Annotated in this window: 14 protein-coding genes; 11 read left to right on the top strand and 3 right to left on the bottom strand. The window is 64.7% G+C overall.

All coding sequences use genetic code 11. The features are described 5' to 3' along the window. Positions 1-2 precede the first annotated feature (2 nt). The 8 genes from HZF03_RS19835 (at position 3) to HZF03_RS19800 (ending at position 8,942) form a co-directional block, all read left to right on the top strand. On the top strand, positions 3-662 hold the full coding sequence (locus HZF03_RS19835; protein WP_119019657.1) for a class I SAM-dependent methyltransferase: 660 nt from the start codon (positions 3-5) through the stop codon (positions 660-662). Continuing rightward, complete coding sequence (locus tag HZF03_RS19830; protein WP_119019658.1) at positions 659-1,636, top strand: thiamine pyrophosphate-dependent dehydrogenase E1 component subunit alpha; 978 nt, start codon at positions 659-661, stop codon at positions 1,634-1,636. Before HZF03_RS19835 ends, HZF03_RS19830 begins: the two co-directional genes overlap by 4 nt. Positions 1,637-1,647: 11 nt before the next feature. Continuing rightward, positions 1,648-2,700, top strand: coding sequence for an alpha-ketoacid dehydrogenase subunit beta (locus tag HZF03_RS19825; protein ID WP_104512364.1), 1,053 nt, complete (start codon positions 1,648-1,650; stop codon positions 2,698-2,700). A 150-nt stretch (positions 2,701-2,850) separates the two neighbouring features. Next, positions 2,851-3,906: a zinc-binding dehydrogenase gene (locus HZF03_RS19820; protein ID WP_119019659.1), complete on the top strand. Its 1,056-nt coding sequence runs from the start codon at positions 2,851-2,853 to the stop codon at positions 3,904-3,906. Positions 3,907-3,911: 5 nt separating this feature from the next. Then, positions 3,912-5,396: a PfkB family carbohydrate kinase gene (locus HZF03_RS19815; RefSeq protein ID WP_119019675.1), complete on the top strand. Its 1,485-nt coding sequence runs from the start codon at positions 3,912-3,914 to the stop codon at positions 5,394-5,396. Further along, positions 5,393-6,313, top strand: a complete 921-nt coding sequence (locus tag HZF03_RS19810) for a nucleotidyltransferase family protein (protein ID WP_119019660.1) — start codon at positions 5,393-5,395, stop codon at positions 6,311-6,313. Before HZF03_RS19815 ends, HZF03_RS19810 begins: the two co-directional genes overlap by 4 nt. Next, complete coding sequence (locus tag HZF03_RS19805) at positions 6,310-7,116, top strand: SDR family NAD(P)-dependent oxidoreductase (protein WP_119019661.1); 807 nt, start codon at positions 6,310-6,312, stop codon at positions 7,114-7,116. The genes HZF03_RS19810 and HZF03_RS19805 overlap by 4 nt, the downstream gene beginning before the upstream one ends. Positions 7,117-7,139: 23 nt before the next feature. After that, positions 7,140-8,942, top strand: a complete 1,803-nt coding sequence (locus HZF03_RS19800; RefSeq protein WP_119019662.1) for a thiamine pyrophosphate-binding protein — start codon at positions 7,140-7,142, stop codon at positions 8,940-8,942. Positions 8,943-8,954: 12 nt separating this feature from the next. Here HZF03_RS19800 and HZF03_RS19795 read toward each other — a convergent pair whose 3' ends face one another. Continuing rightward, a complete protein-coding gene (locus tag HZF03_RS19795; protein ID WP_119019663.1) occupies positions 8,955-11,102 on the bottom strand; it encodes an O-linked N-acetylglucosamine transferase, SPINDLY family protein in 2,148 nt (715 codons plus the stop codon). A gap of 521 nt (positions 11,103-11,623) precedes the next feature. Here HZF03_RS19795 and HZF03_RS19790 point away from each other — a divergent pair. From HZF03_RS19790 to flaF, 3 genes are all read left to right on the top strand, one after another. Beyond that, positions 11,624-14,284, top strand: a complete 2,661-nt coding sequence (locus HZF03_RS19790; RefSeq protein ID WP_119019664.1) for a DUF1522 domain-containing protein — start codon at positions 11,624-11,626, stop codon at positions 14,282-14,284. Positions 14,285-14,499: 215 nt separating this feature from the next. Beyond that, a complete protein-coding gene (gene flbT, locus HZF03_RS19785; protein ID WP_011159450.1) occupies positions 14,500-14,880 on the top strand; it encodes a flagellar biosynthesis repressor FlbT in 381 nt (126 codons plus the stop codon). 3 nt (positions 14,881-14,883) lie between these two features. Then, on the top strand, positions 14,884-15,252 hold the full coding sequence (flaF, locus tag HZF03_RS19780; RefSeq protein ID WP_011159449.1) for a flagellar biosynthesis regulator FlaF: 369 nt from the start codon (positions 14,884-14,886) through the stop codon (positions 15,250-15,252). Positions 15,253-15,368: 116 nt separating this feature from the next. Here flaF and HZF03_RS19775 read toward each other — a convergent pair whose 3' ends face one another. Both HZF03_RS19775 and HZF03_RS19770 read right to left on the bottom strand, forming a co-directional pair. Continuing rightward, positions 15,369-15,740 (bottom strand): hypothetical protein, encoded by a 372-nt coding sequence (locus tag HZF03_RS19775; RefSeq protein WP_012497263.1) that lies wholly within the window; start codon positions 15,738-15,740, stop codon positions 15,369-15,371. A gap of 180 nt (positions 15,741-15,920) precedes the next feature. Continuing rightward, complete coding sequence (locus HZF03_RS19770; RefSeq protein WP_119019665.1) at positions 15,921-16,412, bottom strand: hypothetical protein; 492 nt, start codon at positions 16,410-16,412, stop codon at positions 15,921-15,923. Positions 16,413-16,418 lie beyond the last annotated feature (6 nt).

The following is a 16,418-nucleotide window of genomic DNA, read 5'->3' as shown; positions in this document are numbered from 1 at the left end:
CAATGGGTCAGGAAATCGATCTGCTCGTCAACTATCCGCGCACCAAGCGCAATGTCGACGAGCGCGGCCAAACCAAGTCCGAAGAGGATCGCGCGATTGCGCGGCGCTTCGGCAAGGAGTTTTTCGACGGCGACCGCCGCCACGGCTATGGCGGCTTCAACTATTTGCCGCGGTTCTGGCAGCCGGTGATCCCGACCTTCCAGCAGCATTTCGGCCTCGATGCCTCGTCGTCGGTGCTCGATGTCGGCTGCGCCAAAGGCTTCATGCTGCACGATATGGCCGAGCTGATCCCCGGCATCACCGTGAAGGGCGTCGACGTCTCGGATTACGCGATCGCGCATGCGATCGACGACATGAAGCCCCACCTCAGCGTCGCCAGCGCGGTGAAGCTGCCGTTCGCCGATAAGTCGTTCGACGTGGTGATCTCGGTCAACACGGTGCACAACCTCGTCCGTGACGACTGTGCGGCTGCGCTGCGCGAGATCGAGCGGGTGGCGCGCAAGGGCGCGTTCATCACCGTCGATGCCTATCGCGACGACGAGGAGAAACGCAGGATGATGGCGTGGAATCTGACCGCTCAGACCATCATGCATGTCGACGAGTGGAAGGCCTTCTTCGCCCAGATCGGCTACACCGGCGATTACTACTGGTTCATCCCATGAATCCCGAGACCTCGCGCCGCCTGTTGTTCGACATGCTGCGGATCCGCAGCGTGGAGGAGACCATCGCGGCGCGCTACGGCGAGCAGAAGATGCGCTGCCCGACGCATCTCTCGGTCGGGCAGGAGGCCGTCTCTGCGGCGGCCGGAGCGGTGCTGAGGCCGACCGATCTTGCAGTCAGCGGTCATCGCGCCCACGCGCACTATCTTGCTAAGGGCGGATCACTGAAGGCGATGATCGCCGAGATCTACGGCAAGGTCACCGGCTGCGCCCGCGGCAAAGGCGGCTCGATGCATCTGGTCGACGAGAGCGTCGGCTTCATGGGCTCGACCGCGATCGTCGGCGGAACGGTGCCCGTCGGCGTCGGGCTGTCGTATCCGATGAAGCTGAATCAGACGGGTCAGATTTCCTGCGTGTTTCTTGGCGACGCGGTTCCGGAAACCGGCGTGTTCTTCGAGTCGGTGAACTTCGCGGTCGTGAAGCAGCTCCCGGTGTTGTTCCTGTGCGAGAACAACGGCTACTCGGTGTATTCGCCGCTGTCGGTGCGGCAGCCGCCCGGCCGCAAGCTGTACGAGCTTGTCGCCGGCTTCGGCCTCAAGACGCATCACGGCGACGGCAATGATGCGCGCGCCGTGTATGCCGCGCTGAGCGAAGGCGTTGCGGCGATCCGGGCCGGCGAGGGGCCGCGGTTCTACGAATTCGAGACCTATCGCTGGCGCGAGCATTGCGGCCCGATGTACGACAACGACCTCGGCTATCGCACGATGGCCGAATTCGAGGCGTGGAAGCTACGCGATCCGGTGCCGGCGTTGCAGCGTGCGCTGATCACCGAAGCTATCGTGACCGCCGCCGACGTCGCCGACATGCAGGCGGAGATCGATGCCGAGATCGAGGAGGCGTTCGCCTTCGCAGAAAGCTCGCCGTTTCCGCCGCCCGAAGACGCCTTCACCGACGTCTATGCGTCAGCAGCAGGCTAGGGAGGGCGAAAATGGCAACCACCTTCGCCGCAGCCATCCGGGATGGGCTCGCCACCGCGCTTGCGGTCGACGACGATGTGATCTGCTTCGGCCTAGGCACCGACGACCCCAAGGGCGTGTTCGGCACCACGCTCGACCTGCACAAACAGTTCGGCTCCGACCGTGTGTTCGACATGCCGACCTCGGAAGCGGCGATGACCGGCTTTGCGATCGGCGCGGCGCTGAACGGGATGCGGCCGGTGATGACGCATCAGCGGCTCGACTTCGCGCTGCTGTCGCTCGATCAGCTCGTCAACAACGCCGCCAAATGGCGCTTCATGTTCGGCGGCAAGCGCGGCGTGCCGATCACCATCCGGATGATCATTGGCCGCGGCTGGGGCCAGGGTCCGACGCATTCGCAGAGCCTGCAATCCTGGTTCGCGCATATCCCGGGGCTGAAGGTGGTGATGCCGACCACCGCCGAGGATGCCAAGGGGCTGCTGCTTGGCGCGATCTTCGACGACGATCCGGTGATCTTCCTGGAGCACCGCTGGCTGCACAACATGAAGGGCGAGGTGCCGGCGGGCGATGTCCGCAGCCCTCTCGGCAAGGCCCGCATCGTGCGCCAGGGCGATGCGGTGACCATCGTGGCGATGAGCTACATGACGGTGGAAGCGCTGCATGCCGTCGATCATCTCGCCACGCAAGGCATCGCCTGCGATCTGATCGACCTGCGCAGCATTCGTCCGCTGGACTGGCCGGCTGTTATCGCATCGGTGCAGAAAACCGGGCGTCTGCTGGCGCTGGACAGTGGGCATCTGACCGGCGGTGTCGCCGGCGAAATCGTCGCGCGCGTCGCGACCGATCACTTCGCGAGCCTCAAAAGCGCGCCGCAGCGCCTCGCCGCGCCGGACGTCCCTGAGGCCACCAGCCCGGCGCTGACCAAAAATTATCATGTCCGCGCCGAACACATCGCTGAGGCTGTCGGCCGGATGCTCGGCCGCGAGGTCGAAATCGCCTCGCTGGTCGCTCAGCGGACCTTCCCGCACGACGTGCCGGGTACGTGGTTCTCGGGGCCGTTTTGAGGGGGCGATGATGGCACAACCTTTCACCGTCATTGCAAGGAGGCGAAGCCGGCGAAGCAATCGAGGGGCTCAGTGCCCGGAGCCCCTCGATTGCTTCGCTTCGCTCGTCATGACGGGGCGAGGGCAGGACTCGAGTGCGCGGAGGTCGTCATGTCCGTGACCTTCCGCGCTGCGGTGCTGCATGAACTCAATCAGCTGCTCTCGATCGAGACGGTCGAGGCGCCACCGCTCGCGGCGGGGCAGGTGCTGGTCAAGCTCGCCTATTCCGGCGTCTGCCATAGTCAGGTGATGGAAGCGCGGGGCGGGCGCGGGCCGGATCGCTATCTGCCGCACATGCTCGGGCACGAAGGCTCCGGCGTCGTCGTCGAGATCGGTGGCGGGGTCACCAAGGTCAAGCGCGGCGATCATGTCATTCTCGGCTGGATCAAGGGGCAGGGCGCCGACACCCAGGGGGTGCGCTACGCCAGCGGGGAGCGTGTTATCAACGCCGGCGCGGTGACCACGTTCAACGAATATGCCGTCGTCGCGGAGAACCGAGTCACGCCGCTGCCGGCCGGACTGCCGATGGACGTTGCGGTGCTGTTCGGCTGCGCGCTGCCGGTCGGCGCCGGCATCGTCATCAACATCGCCAAACCGCAGCCGGGCGCGACGCTGGCGATCTTCGGCCTCGGCGGCATCGGGCTCGCGGCGCTGATGGCCTGCAAGCTGTTTGCCTGTAAGCAGGTGATTGCTGTCGATGTCGAAGCCGCCAAGCTGAAAATGGCGACCGAGCTCGGCGCCACGACGGTGATCGACGCCTCGCGCAGTGATCCGGTCGAGGAGATCCGAAAGCTCACCGGCGGCCTCGGTGTCGACTACGCAATCGAATCTGCCGGCCTCACCCGCGTGATCGAGCAGGCGTTCGACGCCACGCGGCGGTTCGGCGGGCTATGCGTGTTCGCCTCGCACCCGCGGAGCGGCGAGAAGATCGCGCTCGATCCGTTCGAACTGATCTGCGGCAAGCGAATCCTCGGCACCTGGGGAGGCGACAGCAAGCCGGAACGCGACATCGAACTGCTGGCGGGGCTGTACCGCGACGGCAAGCTGCCGCTCGATGCGATGTTCACCCGCCGCTACAAGCTCGACGAGATCAACGAGGCGCTGGACGATCTGGAGCAACGCCGCAGCGTGCGCCCGCTGATCGAAATCGATCCGTCGCTGAGGTGACGCCGATGCTGCATCCCGAAACCAGCACCGAGCTCGCGGATATCAGGAAAAAAGCCGGACGCCGGCGCAGCATCGTTTTCGTCGCAGGCAATTTCAATATCGTCCATCCCGGCCATCTCCGGCTGTTGAAGTTCGCGGCCGATTGCGGCGACTATCTGGTGGTCGGCGTCACCGCCGATCCAGGTTACGACTGGATGCTGCCGGCCGAGCTGCGGCTCGAAGGCGTGCGCGCGATCGGCGTGGTCGATCACGCCTTCCTGCTGCACGATGCGCCGGAGGATTTCATCGCTGCGCTACAGCCGAGTGTGGTGGTGAAGGGCAAGGAGCACGAGGGCGCCGACAATCCGGAGAAGGCGGTGCTCGACGGCTATGGCGGCCGGCTGGTGTTCTCCTCGGGCGAGGTCGCGTTCTCGTCGCTCGATCTGATCAAGCGCGAGTTTCGCGAGTTCAATCCGTCGTCGATCGTCAAGCCGCTGGACTATCCGCGGCGGCACCGCTTCGAGTTGCTTGAACTGAAGAACGTGCTGGCGGGATTTCCCAAGCTGCGCGTGCTGGTGCTCGGCGACCTGATCGTCGATGAGTACATCGCCTGCGATCCGCTCGGCCTGTCGCAGGAAGACCCGACCATCGTGGTGACGCCAGTGCTGCGCGAGCTGTTCGTCGGCGGTGCTGGCATCGTCGCCGGTCATGCGGCCGGCATGGGCGCGCAGGTCGGCCTGCTCACCGTCGGCGGCGGCGACGCGATGGCGGACTTTGCACGGGAGCGGCTGGCCTCCTACAACGTCGACGCCACCATCCTCACCGACGAGAGCCGGCCGACCACCACCAAGCAGCGGTTTCGCGCCGGCAACAAGACGCTGCTGCGCGTCAGTCATCTCAAGCAGCACGACGTCGATGCCGATCTGCAGACGCGGATGCTGGAGACGATCGAGCACCGGCTGCCGAGCACCGATCTGGTGGTGTTTTCCGACTTCAATTACGGCTGCCTGCCGACCCGGCTGGTCGAGGCGATCGGGCAGGCGTGCCGCGCTCGCGGCGTTCCGATGGTCGCCGACAGCCAGTCGTCGTCGCAGGTCGGTGATATCTCACGCTTCGCCGAGATGCTGCTGATCAAGCCGACCGAGCGCGAAGCGCGGCTGGCGATGCGCGATTTCGACTCCGGTCTTGTCGTGCTGGTCGAAGCCTTGCGTGAAAAGGCGCGCGCCAAGAACGTAATCCTGACGCTGGCAGCCGAGGGCCTCTTGGTCCACGCCGAAACCGGCAGCGCCGGCACCGTGGTGACCGACCGGCTGCCGGCGTTCAACACCGCGCCGAAAGACGCGGCGGGCGCCGGTGACTCGTTCTTCGTCTGTGCGGCGCTGGCGCTGGCGATCGGCACCGACATCTGGCGCAGCGCCTATCTGGCCTCGATCGCTGCGGCCTGCCAGGTCGGCCGGATCGGCAACATCCCGGTCACCGCGCGTGACATCATCCGGGAACTCGACACATGAGCGGAGGCGCCAAGGCGCTGCTGGTCGCGGCCGGCCTCGGCACGCGGCTCGCCCCGCTCACAGATGTGCTGCCGAAATGCCTGATGCCGATCGCCGGGCGCCCGCTGCTTGGATTGTGGCTGCAGATGCTGAGCGAGGCAGGGTTCTCGGAGATCGTCGTCAATCTGCATCACCATGCGGATCTCGTGAGCGAGTACGTCCGCCGCAGCCCGTGGGTAGAACGGGTGATCCTCGCACCCGAAACGACGCTGCTCGGCACCGCCGGCACGCTGCTGCGGCATCGCGCGCACTTCGCGGATGGGCCGACGCTGTTCGCCCATGCCGACAATCTCAGCCTGTTCGATCCGCGCGCCTTCCTCGCGGCCCATGCGGGGCGGCCGCCCGATACGGCGATGACGATGATGAGTTTCGTCACCGATCATCCCCAGAGCTGCGGCATCCTCACCCTCGATCCCGCCGGCCGCGTCCTGGAGATGGACGAGAAGCCGCAGCATCCCAAGGGCAATCTTGCCAACGCGGCGGTGTATATCGTCGAGCCCGAGGTGATCGACTTCATCGCCTCGCTCGGCAAACCGGTGGTCGATTTCTCGACCGAAGTGCTGCCGGTGTTCATGGGGCGGATCTTCTCGTTCCACAACGGCAGCTATCACCGCGACATCGGCAATCCGTCGAGCCTGGCGCTGGCGCAGCTCGACTATCCGCTGGCCGTGCTCGCCTCTCCGCGTCCTTACGAGGAGGTGCAGCCTGCGAAGCAATCCAGCCTGGTGCACGGGGCCCCTGAATTGCTTCGCCTTAGGCTCGCAATGACGGAGACCAATAACGACGATCCCTGGTATGGCCTGATGACCGACAAGAACGGCGCTCTAGCGCGAGCCTTCGCCCAGGCTGCGGCAAAGACCTATGGGGCCCAGCGATGAGCGGCGGCGTCATCATCGCGGCGATCTCCAGCGATATCGGTGTCAGGCTGGCGCAGCTGTATCGGGCGCAGGGCTATGAGGTCATCGGCACCTATCGCTCCAGCGAGAATTTGGACGAGCTGAAGGCCGATGCCGGCATCCATCTGGTGCATTGCGATCTGACCGATGCCGGCAGCGTGCGCAGCGCAGCCACGGAGATCGCGGCGCTCGGCAAGCCCTGGGAGCGGCTGATCAGCGCTGCGGGACAATTGTCGCCGATCGGAGATTTCTTCGGGCGTAATTTCGACGAGTGGGCTGCGTCGCTGTCGCTGAATTCGGTCGCGCAGATGCGGCTGCTGCATGCGCTGTATCCGTTGCGTGCGCAAGCATCGACCGCGAAGGTCGCATTCCTGGTAGGCGGCGGCATCAACGGCCCGTTCCGCAACTACTCGGCCTATTGCCTCGGCAAAGTAATGCTGGTGAAGCTGTGCGAGCTGCTCGACGACGAGTATCAAGACGTACACGCGATCGCGGTCGGTACCGGCTGGGTCAACACCAAGATCCATCGTCAGACCGTCGAGGCCGGTGACGACGCCGGCGTCAATCTGCGCCGCACGTTGGAATTTCTCGACAGCGGCGTGCAGGGCACGTCTTACGAAGACATCTTTGGTTGCATCGAATGGGCGTTCGAAGCGGGCAGCGCCGCGACCGGCGGACGTAATTTTTCGGTGGTACACGATGCCTGGCGAGGCGGCGGCGCGGCGCTGACCGAACGGCTCGCCACCGATCCGAACATCTACAAGCTGCGCCGGCACGGCAATTGACCGGCCGCGCAAGGAGGATCCGCGTGAAGCTCTCCGACTACGTCATCGATTTTCTGGCGCGGCGCGGCGTCACCCATGTGTTCGGCATTTCCGGCGGCGCCGCGGTACACATGTTCGACTCCGCCCAGCGTCACCCTGACGTCACTCCGATCTTTCCCCAGCACGAGCAGGCTGCCGCGATCGCTGCCGACGGCTACGCGCGCGCCACCGGCAGGCTCGGCGTTGCCATCACCACCTCGGGTCCCGGCGCCACCAATCTGCTGACCGGGGTGTGCTGCGCCTACTACGACTCCGTGCCGACGCTGATGATCACCGGGCAGGTCGCGACCCATCGGCTGAAGGGCAAGAACCAGATCCGTCAGCTCGGGTTTCAGGAGACCGACGTGACGTCGATCTTCGCCACCGTGACTAAATACGCGGTGCAGATCTCCGATCCGACCACGATCCGCTATCATCTGGAGAAGGCGTACCATCTCGCGTTCGAGGGGCGGCCCGGTTCGGTGCTGATCGATCTGCCGGACGATCTGCAACGGGCCGAGATCGATCCCGACGCGTTGCCGGGCTTCATGCCGGAGCCAGAGGCCGCATCGAATGATCTCGACGCCGAGATCGCGGCGCTGCTGCCGCTGATTGCGCGGGCCAAGCGGCCGGTGCTGGTGCTCGGCGGCGGGCTGTCGACGCCGCGGATCGGGTCGATGCTGGATCACCTCGTCGGCCGCCTCGGCATGCCGGTGCTGACCACCTGGGCGGCGACTGATCTGATCGCAGCCGACCATCCGCTGCGGGTCGGGCCGTTCGGCGTCTATGGGCCGCGGCTCGGTAACTTCACGGTGCAGAACGCCGACCTGATCCTGTGCCTCGGCAGCCGGCTGTCGCAGAACGTCACCGGCGGCATCCTGCCGTCGTTCGCACGCGAGGCGACGATCGTGATGGTCGACGCCAGCCGCGGCGAGATGGACAAGTTCGACGACCGCGGTATCCGCATCGCGACGCGGATCGCAGCGCGGCTCGACGCCTTCGTGCCGAAGCTGCTCGCCGCGATCGAGGCGGCCCCGCCGCGCGAGGCTTGGCTGAACACCATCGGGCATTGGCGCAGCGCGTTGCCGGATGATCGGCCTGGCCCCGCGCCCGACAATGCCGGCTTCGTCGACGCCTACGACTTCATCGACAAGTTGAGCGACGCTGCGCCCGCCGACGAACTGCTCTATGTCGACACCGGCGGCAACCTAACCTGGACCTGCAACGGCTTCCGCATCAAACGCGGGCAACGGCTGATCTCGGACTGGAACAACACCGCGATGGGCTACGCGCTGGCGGCGGCGATCGGCGCTGCGGTGCAGGCGAGGGGCGGTGTCACCTGCATCGTCGGCGACGGCGGCCTCATGCTGTCGCTGGGTGAGTTGGCGCTGCTCAAGCGGCACGAACTGCCGGTGCGGCTGATGCTGTTCAATAATCACGGCCATGGCATCCAGAAGCAGACGCTGGAGACCTGGCTCGATGGCCACTATGTCGGCGTCGATGCGCCGAGCGGCCTGTCGTTCGTCGACTTCCGGAAAGTTGCCGAGGCGATGGATCTGCCAGTGGTCACGATCAGCCGCAGCGCCGACATTGCCGGCCAGCTCCGCGATGTCTATGCGCGCAGAGGCCCGGTGTTCTGCAACGTCGAAATCAACCCGGCGCAGAAATTGTACCCGGTGCTGAAGTTCGGCGCGCCGCTGGAGAGTCAGCTGCCGTCGATCGACGATGAGCTGATCAAGCGCGAAATGCTGATCGCGCCGTTCGTCCCTGGCTCCGCGCCAAAGCACAGCGGCGGCGCTGGCGTATAGCGGGAACGGGGCTCAGCGCCCGCGGCGCAGGGCCCGGTCCTTGGCTTCATCGAACGGGGCGGCGCACCAGCGCTTCCACATCGTCCGGTAGGCGTCTTCGACCGCGCGGGTGTAGGCGGCCGGGCCGCAGCGCTGCAGGATGAAATCGCGCAGCCCGCGGCGGATCGAACGTAGCCGCTCAAGGTCCGGCTTGCTGGCGATTTCGATGTAGCGCGCGTCATTGGGCGCGATGAAATCCGGCAGCCCGGCGGCGGCGAGCACCGCACAGCCGACCCGGCTGGGCACGGTGTGGCCGAGCCGGCTGACCACCGGAACGCCCATATGCAGAGCTTCCCAGGTGGAGACGCCGCCAGCCTGCGGGAACGGATCGAGGCAGAGATCGATCTGCTTCAGCGTTTCCAGGTGATCCTGGCGCGAGCTCGAGCCCAGCAAGGTAATGCGGCTGGCTGCGACGCCGCGCGCGCCGAATTTCTCCAGTAGCGTCTGCCGCACCGCGGGGTCGTCGATCTGATGGTCTTTCAGGATCAGCCGCGACGTTGGCGACGCGGCGAGCACCTGCGACCACACCTCGATCGCCGCGTCCGAGATTTTCGAAATGCGGTTCAGCGAGCCGTAGGTCAGGTAGCCATTGCGGTCGAACGGTAGTTCGAGAGAGCGCCATTGCTGCGGCACCGGCTCGATGATGACGATCGACGGCAGGTCATAGACCGCTTCGGCATAAAAGTGACGATCTTCGACCGGGATCGCCACCGGGTCTCCGAGCAGATAGTCCATTACCGGAAGGCCTGTGCCGGTGGCGTGGCCCCAGGCGGTGACCTGCACCGGAGCAGGCTTGCGGGCGAACACGCGTAGCCGGTTGCCGTTGGAGTGGCCGGACAGGTCAACCAGAATATCGACTTTGTCTTCCTTAATCTGGTCGGCGAGCCCCTGGTCGCTCATCAGCGTCGCGTCGCGCCATTTGTCCGCGATCGCTTCGAAGGCTCGAGTGGAATCGTCGGGCACCACCACGCCCGAATAGAGCACCACTTCGAACTGGCTGTGGTCGTGATGCTCGATCACCGGGCGGAACGAGAACGCCGCCGAATGCGCACGGAAGTCGGCCGAGACGTAGCCGACAACCAGGCGCCGATCGGGATCGCGGTCGTTGGTCGGCGGAGTGGCGCAGGCGCGGTAGATCGGCGCGCCGATCTGTGTCCACCAGCTGCTGCGAACTGCCTGCTGCGCCTCGACGTTGGAGCCTGCGCAGAAGTCCATCGAAAAGATCTTGCTGGAGATTGCCGCTTCGTAGTTCGGCATCAGCTCCAGGGCGCGGCTGTGCAAGGCGATTGCGGTCTCGGCATCGCCGAGCGACGCCATGCAGTTGCCGAGCAGCGTAAGCGCGATTGCCGAGTTCGGCTCGACCTTCAGCACCGCGGTGCAGGTCGCCATCGCGTCCTTGACGTTGCGCATGAACAGCAGGGTTTCGGCGCGGGCGAGGCCGGCTTGGACCGGCCGCTTGCCGATCGACAGCGCGCGGTCGTAACTCGCCAGGGCCTTGTCGAGCTGCTTCAGATCCTTGTAGGTGCCGGCGCGGTTCATGAAGGCGACGTCGCTGAGAGGATCGATCTCGATCGCCTTGTCGTAGCTCTCCAGCGCTTCGGTGTAGCGTCCTAGCTTATGCAGCGCGTTGCCGCGATCGTTCCAGGTATCGGCGCGATCCGGCATCAGTTCGATCGCCTTGTCGAAGCTGGCGATCGCGTCTTCGTAGCGGGCGAGAGCGGAGAGGGCGAGGCCGCGATTGGCGTAAGCCAGCATCAGTGTCGGATCGATCGCGATCGCTTTGTCGCACGACGCCAGAGAGTCCGCGAAGCGGCCGACCGCGATCAGCATGCTGCCCATGTCGGACTGCGCCTGCGCCGATTTCGGATCGGCCAGTAGCGCACGCTTCAGCGTCTTGATGCCCAGTTCAGCGTTGCCGCTCTGATATTCGGCGAGTGCGTAGAAGTGCAGCGCCATGAAATTGTCCGGCGCCTTCTTCAGCACCTTCTTATAGGCGGAGCGCGCCTCGTCGAGCTGGCCCTGCTGATGGAGCACACGCGCACGCATCAGCAGCACAGCGGGCTCGTAAGCCTTGTCAGAGGCATTGCGGGAGGGAATGGCCTTGCTGCGTCCGGGCTGCATCTCAGGATCCGAATCCGACGGAGTGATGGTAGCTCCTCAGGTCCTGTGACGCACCTCAGAGAGACCCGTAGGGCAGCTGGATCCTGCGCCAGCGGCTGTAAATAATTCATAAACCATAGCGGCCCGGCCCAATAAACGCCATCGCGTCACAGCGAGCGGCCGGTGGGGGCGGATCGCCGGTGCCCAAATGAGCGAATCAGTTAATAAATTGGTTGCTGACCCGGCAGGAGCAATCGCGGGCAAACACCAGGTCTGTTGATTTAATTGACTTTTTTCCCCTTAAGACGCTGTTAACCATATTTTAAATGGCCCCCGCCATAGTCCCGGGTGCTCAGGAAGAAGGTAGGTCGAGAATCGGCCGCGTTGATCCGGTGCGCACGTGTGTCGTGCAGCCGAGGTCCCTCTCCAGAACAGGCGTCTAAACACAACCGGCAAGTGTCGCAGCGGCAACGACCGTTCGACGCGAGCAGCGACGTGCGACTGAAGGTCGACGTCCAGCGCGGATCAGGAAGGTTTGCACCATGGCTGATGTGGTTCTCTCGGCAGCGGTTCGCCAGAATCTGCTATCGCTGCAGTCGACTGCCGATCTGTTGGCGACGACGCAGAACCGTCTTGCTTCCGGCAAGAAGGTCAACACCGCGCTCGACAATCCGACCAACTTCTTCACCGCAGCAGGGCTCGACAGCCGCGCTAGCGACATCAACAACCTGCTCGACGGCATCGGCAACGGCGTCCAGATCCTTCAGGCGGCCAACACCGGCATCACCTCGCTGAACAAGCTGATCGACACCGCCAAATCGATCGCCAACCAGGCGCTGCAATCGAACGTCGGCTACTCGACCAAATCCAACGTTGCGGCGACCATCGCGGGCGCCACGCCGAACGATCTGCGCGGCACTCAGACCTTCGCCAGCGCGATCGCGACCAGCAACGTGATCTATGACGGCACCGCCGGCGGCACCAGCGGCGTGTCGTTGACCGATACGCTGGGCGGCGGCATCGGCTCGCTGGTCGGCACCGCGGTCACCAAGAACGTGCCGACCGACGCGACCTCGACCGGCTCAGTGCTCTATACCGGCACCGCGACGGCGACTGCGACCGGCACCGACCTGATTTCGTCGCTGACCAATGGTTCGACCACGACCCCGACCGGCCCGCAGGCCGGCGACGTGCTGGTGGTCGATGGCAAGACCATCACCTTCACCGCCACCGGCACCCCGACCATCGACAGCAATGGCAACTATACGATCGGCGTCAACCAGCCGATCAACGCACTGCTCGCCACGGTCGACACCATCAACGGCAACACCAGCAACCCGTCGGTGGTCAACTCCAGCGGCCACCTTGAGCTCCATACCGGCACCAACCGCGCGCTGTCGGTCTCCGACACCTCGGGCGGCACCGTGCTGGCCAAGCTCGGCTTCAGCGCCCCGGTTTCGACGTCGCTCGGCACCGGCGCCTCGGCGCCGATCACCGCCAGCACCAAGCTGTTCAACACCGTGGGCGGCCTGGGTGCGGCGATCGCCGACGGCACGACGCTGACGGTGAACGGCAAGACCATCACCTTCAAGGCGTCCGATCCGCCGTCGCCGGCCGGCCTGTTGGTCGGCTCGGGCGTGCTCGGCAACATTGTTGCCGACTCGCAGGGCAACTCGACGATCTATCTCGGCACCAGCAATACCTTCACCAATGCCACCGTCGGCGACGTGCTGACGTCGATCGATCTCGCCAGCGGCGTGAAGTCGGCGACGATCTCGGGCGGCATTGCGACCTTCACGGCCAACGGCACGGCGTCTTCGATCAGCGGCGCCGGCGTGGTGACGTTGAACTCTTCGACCGGCGCCGATCTCCACGTCACCGGTCCTGCCGACTTCCTGAAGTCGCTGAACCTCACCACCTCGACCGGCTCCGGCCCGACCACGCTCGACGTTCCGCGCATCACCGGTGCAAACACGATCGGCACGCTGATCGACGACGGCTCGATCCTCACCGTCAACGGCAAGACTATCACCTTCAAGAACGCCCCGGTGCCGCTCGCCTCGGCGACCCACACCGGCGTGAGTGGTCACGTCGAGACCGACGGTCTCGGCAATTCGACGGTCTATCTGCAGGGCGGCACCGTCGCCGACGTGCTGAAGGCGATCGACCTTGCCACCGGCGTGCAGACCGCGACGCTGTCCCAGACCGGTGCGACGCTGACGACCCAGCTCGGCTCCGCCAATTCGTCGCTGTCGAGCGGTTCGCTGAAGATCTCGACCGGCAGCGCTTCCGACCTCACCATCAGCGGCACCGGCAATGCGATGCTGGCGCTCGGCCTCGCCGGCAACACCGGCACCTCGACGGTGTTTCAGGCGTCGCGCGCCTCCGGCGCCGGCGGCGTCTCCGGCAAGACCATGACCTTCACCTCGTTCAAGGGCGGCTCGCCGGTCAGCGTCACCTTCGGCGATGGCACCGGCGGCACGGTGAAGACGCTGGCGCAGCTCAACGCCGCGCTCGCGCCGAACAACCTGACCGCGCAGGTCGATGCCAACGGCGTGCTGATGATCTCGGCGAGCAACGACTACGCGTCGTCGACGCTCGGCTCGGTCGCGGACGGCGGCGTGCTTGGTGGCTCGATCACCTCGACGCTGACCTTCACCACGCCGAACCCGCCGGTCGCCGACCTCAATTCGCAGGCAGCGCGCGCCAAGCTGGTCGAGCAGTACAACAACGTCATCGCGCAGATCACCACCACGTCGCAGGACGCTTCGTTCAACGGCGTGAACCTGCTGAACGGCGACACGCTGAAGCTGGTATTCAACGAAACCGGCAAGTCGACGCTGACCATCGTCGGCACGGCGCTGACGCCCGCTGCGCTCGGCCTGCCGACGCTGGTGGCCGGCACGGACTTCATCGACAACGCAGCCACCAACAAGACGCTGGCTGCGCTCAACACCGCATCGACCACGCTGCGGTCGCAGGCGTCGTCGTACGGTTCCAATCTGTCGATCGTGCAGATCCGCCAGAACTTCGCCAAGAGTCTGATCAACGTGCTGCAGACCGGCTCGGCGAACCTGACGCTCGCCGATACCAACGAAGAAGCGGCCAACAGTCAGGCGCTGTCGACGCGGCAATCGATCGCGGTGTCGGCGCTGTCGCTGGCAAACCAGTCGCAGCAGAGCGTCCTGCAGCTGCTGCGTTAATCGCGGCGGCCCCGGCTTCGCGCCGGGGCGGCGATCGCGGGGCGGCCACGTCCCGGGCGGCGGCGCGATTCGGCGCCGCGCAATCTCCCGTTGCATTTTTCCCCTGAAAGTACGGCGCGTTTGTACTGGATCGATTCGCAAACCCTGCGCATAAGGAAAAAGGGCTGGAGGATGAGTCGATCTCGGTCCCGTGACCATATGCGAAGGGAGAAGCGATGCCTCTGCGAGTCGAATTGAAGCCGTTCGAGCGGATCGTGATCGGCCAGAGCGTGATCACCAACTCCGACACCCGCACCACATTTCTGATCGACGGTGATGCGCCGATCCTTCGTGAGAAAGACATTCTCACCGCGGAGACGGCCAATACGCCGGTGAAGCGCATCTATCTGTGCGTGCAGATGATGTATCTGCAGAACGACATCCCGGCTTATCAGGATTTGTATCTAGGTTTCATCAAAGAGTTGATCGAGGCGGTGCCGAGCTTCCGCGAAACGATCGAAGCAACCAGTAATCATATCTTAAGCGGCAATCTCTATAAGGCACTCAGAGAGCTGCGCCCCCTCATCAAGCGTGAAGAAGAATTGTTGTCGAGGTAGCCGATGTCGAGTGCCGCGCAAGCTTACGCCAGAACGGCGCAGAGAACTGCATCTCCCCGCGAGATCGAAGCGCAGGCGCTGCTGAAGGCGGCTAAGCAACTGCAGGACGTCGTCACAAACTGGGAAGAGAAGGGCGCGATCGGACTTCAGGAAGCGCTGTTGTTCAATCGCAAACTTTGGTCGATCTTCGTCACCGAGGCGATGCGCGACGACAATCCGCAGTCGATCGAGATCCGGCAGAACATCGCCAACATCGGCGTGTTCGTGATGAGCCAGTCCAGCGCCTTGCAGATCAAGCCGGAAGTCGAACGCCTGCAGGCGCTGATCGACATCAATCGCAACATCGCCGCGGGTCTCAGCGGCCGTCCGTGACACGACCAACGTCGTGATGTTGCGTTAGTGCGCCTCCAACTTTTTCTTTGCCCAGCACGAAGCGCCCGCGCCCGCAACCGACGGGCCGGGAGATCCGGTCTCATTCCAACTCGGCGTCAGGCGACGCGGTCGGTTGCGAGCGATCCGATGCGCTGAGGCTTCGATTGATCGAGTTCGCGGAAGTAGGCGCGTGCCTTGAGCTGCCAGGAGTCAGGATACTGGCTGATCACCGACTGCGTGTTCTGATCGACTGCTACGTAGACCATCTCGGCAGCAGCCTGATCGAAGATCACCTGGCGGGAGATCGAAGATGCAGAGTTGCTTCCGGTCTTGGTGGCAGTCGTCGCCGATCCGCCGTCTGCCGCGGTGACGCTCTGTGGCGCCGGCAGATCGGTCGGTACGGCCGCTTGCGCCGCCTCAGGCTCCGGCCTGAGGATCGGCGTAATCACCGGCGTCCCCACCGGCTTGATGGTGAAATCGATACTCATGTCAGCCTCCTGGCCTCCATCAGGTCAATCCCACACCTCCTCCAGCATCGTGGCAAACAGTTCTGAAATTCCTCCTGCAAAGACTCCGATGATTTGAATCGAAAGCTCTGCATCGCCCAGGCGTGCGAATTCGCGCGCCAATGCGCGTCGACGCCTGCAAGGTCGTTGTGAGGCGAAGCGTTACAGCGAGCGGCTGACCGCGATGGGCGTCAGCTGGCGCGGGCTCGGACCGGTATGGCGGCCATAGGCGGTGTAGGTCTGCGGCGCGTTGCGCTTCTGCACTTCGGCGTTGACGCCGCGCACGATGCCTTCCGACACTGCATGCGCGGTCGCCAGCACCGTCAGGTTGACCTGCAGCATCGCGCGGAACACTTCGTGATGCCGATGTAGCGTCGCAAGCAGGTCGGGCGTCGCCTTGGACATGTAGGGCTGGCTGGCGCGCACCAGCGTGATCGCGGTGATGTAGCGCTTTGTGCCTTCGGACTTGTTGGCCTCGAGCCGCATCGCCTCGGCGATCTTGCCGGCGCGGACCAACTCGGTCTCGTGTTCGATCACCTTCAGCAACGAATCCATCACCGTGATCAGGCCATCGGCGAGCTTACGTGCGTCTGCGGGCGTTGCCACCGGTTGAACGGCGGTGGGATGGGCTTGCGGGCGTTGCATCGCGGTCATGGCGTC

Source organism: Rhodopseudomonas palustris (assembly GCF_013415845.1).
In the GTDB taxonomy this organism is placed as follows: domain Bacteria; phylum Pseudomonadota; class Alphaproteobacteria; order Rhizobiales; family Xanthobacteraceae; genus Rhodopseudomonas; species Rhodopseudomonas palustris_F.
The sequence above is the reverse complement of the archived record's forward strand: the minus strand, read 5'-3'. Positions and strand labels throughout refer to the sequence as shown.